This window comes from Bacillus sp. P4_D3 (assembly GCF_056401855.1).
The window spans coordinates 1-4,727 of the sequence record NZ_JBFUIN010000248.1 but is presented as its reverse complement, the minus strand read 5'-3'; the positions used below and the strand labels follow the sequence as shown (position 1 = coordinate 4,727).

Genomic DNA, 4,727 nt, shown 5'->3' with positions numbered 1-4,727 from the left:
GGGAGAAGAGTGTATATCGACGCATTACTTTATGCGGGACGGTCCTTCTCGTTATTTTGTACTTCTTTATGATGCATGATTTTTGGAGGGGAATGTAAAAAAGCATACGACTAATCGTATGCTTTTACGTTTAATATTTCGGTTTAAATGTATGACAACAAGTCTCTACACTCGTTGTTACAGAGCTTTCTAGCGTCTCGTTTGTTAAAGCAGCGCTTGTATACGAACTGTTTTCAATTTGACCTGCTTCTTGTGCATCAGGTTGAACAACGATTGCACTTGCTTGACAAAGGTTACCTTGTCCCCAAAATGAGCAATTGGAAACAGAGCATTTCACTTCTGGCATAAAATCCCCTCCTTATACATTAGTGTGGGATTTTACACGCATTTCATGTATAGAAGGAGTTTCCTTTTCTTATTATTTTTTCGTTTGCTCAAGCCACTCTTTTAATTTGTCTTCCGGTTGTTCGCCGCTAATACGGCTCACTTCTTTACCATCTTTAAAATGAATGATTGTTGGAGTACCTTTAATTTTATATTCATCCCAAGGAGCATCTAATTTTTCAATATCCATAACTTTCATATCAATATTCAAGCCTTTAGCCATTGGTACTACGATAGGAGATAATTTTTGGCAATGAACGCAAGATGTTTGATAAAAGTATACTGTTTCTTCTTTTTTCTCTTTTAAATTCTTTTGGAGATCTGAAAGAGAAATTTTGTTTGTGTAGTAGTCAGGACCATCTGATTGACTAGTAGCATTATCAATTTTTTGGCTTGTTGAAGCATTTTTTTCTTCCATTTGTGTTACAGCGAAAATTGCTGCAAACAAGGCGATAATAATACCACCAAATATAAGCATTTTTTTCATTCTTTCATCTCCTTATTTGTTTTTAATTACAATAAAGCTGCAAATAGCGATTGTGATAAAGCCAATAAGAGCTAAAAACGGGATTGTCACAAAGCCGAACCAGTTTATGTATTCTCCCGTACAAGGTACGCGTCCGCAAGCTGCTCCTGCAGCTGATAGTGCTGAAAGTTTTTGAATTGCATAATGATATAAAGAAATACAAGCACCAATACTTGCAATTGGTAAGGAATAACTTGCAATGCGATAATCTTTTTTTACTACAGCAATGCCGAGCCATAAAACGAATGGATACATAAAGATACGTTGATACCAGCAAAGGACACAAGGCTCAAATTTCATGATTTCGGAAAAGTATAGGCTACCTAGCGTAGCAATAAAAGAAGCTCCCCATGCAGTAAATAAAGCATACTCTTGCTTTTTTTCTCGTCCCATATTTTATACCTCACTTATAATAGTTACATACTAAATTATAGTATGAAGTAGTACAGAAAAGAAAGAGAAAATATGTTTATCAATAAAAGTTTTGTAAAAGGAAACTTTTATTGATATAAAAATGTTCAAAAAAGCGCCATTCTCTAAGAGAGAATAGCGCTATATTTTACATTTGAATTTGCTCTACTACTTCTTCTACATGTGACTTCTGGGATGCATGATCAATATATTGAAATAGGAGCTGCAATTGTTTGTCAACGTCTGGTAATTCTTTACTGTATTGATAAGCGTGTAAAAAGTGTTCAATACGCTTAGAAAATAGTTGGTCATTCGTTTGAACCATTAAAACGAGTAGTTTATCCCAATTACAGCAATACGTGTAATAGAGAGCTTTGTCATAGTCGTTATATGTTTGCACTGTGTTACCCTCCTTACCGAAGAGTTATATATAGTGTGTGACAAGCGAGGAGAAATACACTTGAAAGAATTTGTTAAGAAAAAAAGTGAATGAAAAGAAAAAAAACGAGGAGTCTCCTCGTTTTTTAAGCTTTTGGCATTGGCGTAGGTGTTGGTTTCCCATATCCTTCTTTGTATTTATTATCAATATAATTACGAATTTCAAGCGTTGATTTTCCTTTTTGTTTCATCGAAGCAGATTCAACTGCGATTTCTAAGCAATTTACACAAGTTGTTGCATGGGAATCCCAAACAACTTCACCATTCTTTTTGATTTCACGAATAAAGCAATTTTTATTATTTTTATGTCCTACACTTTCACCACAGCCGCAGTAACAAGGAATCCAATCTAATAGTTCAGCATTTTGTCCCGCGACAGTATAGATGTCTTTCATTTGTGGATCAAGCTTGTCTAGGAAGGCCGGAAGTGTGTCGACTCCTTTTGTCTTTTCTTGAATGTCAGCTTGCTGAGTATGCGATGCGTGGTCATGCTCTTCTTTTGATTCAGATGACTTTTTTTCGTTTGTACCAGTACTCCCACATCCAGTAAGAATTAAGCTCAGTACTACAAGTAAAGAAAATACATACTTTTTCATTCGCTTGTCCCCTTTACAAATGTATTAATCAAATTGTATCAAAGATTATGGTGTATCGGTTGAAGATTTTTTCGACTGATTTTTGAAGCGCCATCTTAGTGAATGGAATAGAAATAAAATTGGGATATAAGCGTATACAATATATAGACCTGCTTGAGACAGTACTGTATTTAATGTATTGATACTCTCACGGTTTGTAAAAAATAGGGATGAAATAAATACAATTGTGATAAAAAGTGGCAATGTAATTTTAAATGGTATGCGAAAAGAACATTTAATAGTACGGCAAGAAGACCAAATCGTTACACAAAGGTTAGGTAAAATAATAAGGAACCATACGAAAATAATTATGTATTCAAATCGTTGAATAAAGGGGATTTTAATAATTTTTAACATCGTTAATGTAGGCCAAATGGTATGATGCAATTGCTCTTGGCTATAGTACATAAAAGAAATGATTGCCAAGAGTACATATAGAATGGTTGAGAAGGCTATGCCACCATGCGCCCATTTCTTTAGAGATTTTCCTTTTTCAATAAAAGGATAAAAGATAAGGATTGCTTCGAACCCAAGAAATTCTAATGCAGAAGATTTGGCCGAAGTTAGAATGTCTATGGGTGAATGCGTGAGAATAGGTAAAATGTTGCGGAAATGTGCGTATTTCATCGGGAAGGCTAAAAATAGTACTACAAAAAACGGTAATACAGTGCCCCAAAAACATATTCCTGTTACAGAGCGGAATCCGCCTTTTATAACATAGTAAGTCACGAGTAAAAATAATAAAGTTAATTTCCATGGTTTAATGGTAGGAAAGACCCACACTTGAATGATCTCAATATATGTACGAAGAACTGTAAGACAAAATAATAGAAGGTATAAGGTGAAACAAACGGAAAGAAAGGTACCAAGCCACTTTCCGAAACATGTCATATGAATATTAATTAAATCATTATCTTTTTCTAACATTTTAAGCATACAAAATAATACGATATGAGTTGCAATACCTGCAACAATAAGSGAAATCCAAGCRTCATAGCCAGCATATTGCGCAATAATTCGTTGATATCCTAACACACCTACTCCGATTTGAAGGGAGTGTAATAAAAGAAATACGAAATAAGGAGAAACAGTATTCTTTTTATTTTGCTCAGCCATTTTAGCACCTCATTATTCTCCGATACCAGATTGTACGACATTAACTTGCACATTAACCGCAACGTCTACGCTAGGGTACATTTCTTGAATTTGTTTCATACTCCATTTTCTTGAGTGACTACGAATTTCTTCACGTATACCTACTGGATCAATATCTTTTTCTTGGAATTGTTTTATTAATTCGTTTAAATGTTTTTCAAGTGTTTTTTCTACATGTTTTTTTACGTAAGTTATATTCTCCTTTTTAGATAAATCAAGCCAATCAGGAGTGTTTTTTATGAGTCCATTTAGTTTTAAGTGGATGTGAACTTTCGGAATACTACCATTTTGAGAAACGTCACAAACACTTTTTCCAGATAAGTTTTGAGTGGCGATTAATCCTTTATGTTTACCTTGACGTATCGGAACTTCGTAACGTCCATTTTTAGTTGGATTAATGAGTAATTTTAATAAAAAAGAGCCTTTTTTATCTGTATACATAGCCACTTTATCTTTTTTTAAAAAAGCGATGCCTTTAATAGAAGCTGATTTGTCTTCGTCAACTTCAATATAGGGAAGAAAGGGATCGCCTCCTGATGAGTAAAAGTTATACAAAAAAATATTTAAAGCGGTCCGAGGAATTGTTTCAGTTTCTATATTTTGCTCAAGTAAATCAGCAAGATAGAGCGATCCATTTGTTTTAACATGCTTGAGAAGTTCTTCTGTTGATCCGTCTACAAGTGCTAGCTGTACGTCTCGGCCAATGTTAGGGTCACGTTGTAAGTTGTTAATAACATCCCCAATTCCACGTTCACCAAATGCTTTTCCAAATAAGACAACACGCATTTGACCTACAGCGATCGTATGTGGCGATTTGGCGTTTAGCTGTGAAGAGATTGTTTCAAGTGTACTTGCAGTAGTTGACTGAGTTTCTGGTTTAGATTGTACGCCCTTTGTATAATCTGGATAGAGAATTGTCCCGCGAAATTTTTTATCTTTCGTTATATCAAATCCACCTACATGAATAATTCGCTGTGTGTCTACTATATTTGGTTGTGTACAGCCTGATTGGAAAATTAAAATGATAATGGAAAAGCATAATAAAATATTTTTCATTTCTCCTCACCATCATGTTTTTCTTTCGCWTTGTTTGGATCATAGCGCCATTTCTTTTTTGGTCTTAGAACAGAAGCACGCTGTGCAGTTTGGCTAAATGGTAAGCGTAGAAAGCCTTCCGC

The 4,727-nt window shown here is 34.7% G+C and carries 7 protein-coding genes; all 7 read right to left on the bottom strand.

All coding sequences use genetic code 11. The features are described 5' to 3' along the window. Nucleotides 1-130 precede the first annotated feature (130 nt). The gene (locus AC1DTM_RS18495) at nt 131-346 is read right to left on the bottom strand and encodes a DUF1540 domain-containing protein (RefSeq protein WP_002150465.1); all 216 of its coding nucleotides are present in this window, start codon (nt 344-346) and stop codon (nt 131-133) included. A gap of 72 nt (nt 347-418) precedes the next feature. After that, nucleotides 419-871, bottom strand: coding sequence for a thioredoxin family protein (locus AC1DTM_RS18490; RefSeq protein ID WP_002159214.1), 453 nt, complete (start codon nt 869-871; stop codon nt 419-421). 12 nt (nt 872-883) lie between these two features. Beyond that, nucleotides 884-1,303 (bottom strand): disulfide formation protein C, encoded by a 420-nt coding sequence (locus AC1DTM_RS18485; protein ID WP_002159213.1) that lies wholly within the window; start codon nt 1,301-1,303, stop codon nt 884-886. A gap of 166 nt (nt 1,304-1,469) precedes the next feature. Continuing rightward, the gene (locus AC1DTM_RS18480; RefSeq protein ID WP_016103775.1) at nt 1,470-1,721 is read right to left on the bottom strand and encodes a YhdB family protein; all 252 of its coding nucleotides are present in this window, start codon (nt 1,719-1,721) and stop codon (nt 1,470-1,472) included. 124 nt (nt 1,722-1,845) lie between these two features. Continuing rightward, complete coding sequence (locus AC1DTM_RS18475) at nt 1,846-2,355, bottom strand: PCYCGC motif-containing (lipo)protein (RefSeq protein WP_002186740.1); 510 nt, start codon at nt 2,353-2,355, stop codon at nt 1,846-1,848. A gap of 45 nt (nt 2,356-2,400) precedes the next feature. After that, nucleotides 2,401-3,510: a GerAB/ArcD/ProY family transporter gene (locus tag AC1DTM_RS18470; RefSeq protein WP_016103776.1), complete on the bottom strand. Its 1,110-nt coding sequence runs from the start codon at nt 3,508-3,510 to the stop codon at nt 2,401-2,403. A gap of 12 nt (nt 3,511-3,522) precedes the next feature. After that, the gene (gene gerYC, locus AC1DTM_RS18465) at nt 3,523-4,605 is read right to left on the bottom strand and encodes a spore germination protein GerYC (protein ID WP_016103777.1); all 1,083 of its coding nucleotides are present in this window, start codon (nt 4,603-4,605) and stop codon (nt 3,523-3,525) included. Nucleotides 4,606-4,727: the final 122 nt, after the last annotated feature.